We start from the raw sequence: 482 nt of genomic DNA, 5'->3' as shown, positions 1-482 counted from the left end.
CAGAAATTAGCAAATTTCTGCTGTACGTGAAATCGAGGCACGGTCAAACATCGCACACGAACGCGTGGCGCAACTATGCGCTCAACTGAAGCTCACGACCATTGCGGATGCATTGCCACACCTGGCACAGAAGGCGATCGCCGACGAGGTGAACCTGACAGAGTTTCTCGAATCGGTACTAAAGGCCGAGCACACAGCGCGGCTCGTCAGACAGCGCGCAACGTTTGCGCGCCTGGCAGGCTTCCCGGCGATCAAGACCCTGGATGGTTTCGACTTCGCAGCGGCCAGTGGCGTGCCGAAATCGCAGGTCCAGGAGTTGGCGAGCCTTGCATTTCTGGAACGCAACGAGAACGTCGTATTGCTTGGACCGAGTGGCACCGGGAAAACGCACATTGCAATGGCACTTGGTTACGCAGCAACGCAAGCGGGAATCAAGGTGCGCTTCATCACCGCAGCGGACCTGCTGATGATATTGACCACGG

General features: G+C 57.3%; 1 protein-coding gene. It reads left to right on the top strand.

From position 1 onward, the window contains the following. Positions 1 to 64 precede the first annotated feature (64 nt). Positions 65 to 482: ATP-binding protein (locus BG57_RS31010; RefSeq protein WP_277621561.1), on the top strand; the 418-nt coding region annotated here is incomplete at its 3' end.

Origin of the sequence: Caballeronia grimmiae (assembly GCF_000698555.1) — a bacterium.
Taxonomy (GTDB): Bacteria; Pseudomonadota; Gammaproteobacteria; order Burkholderiales; family Burkholderiaceae; genus Caballeronia; species Caballeronia grimmiae.
This window is presented reverse-complemented; position numbering and strand designations above follow the sequence as displayed.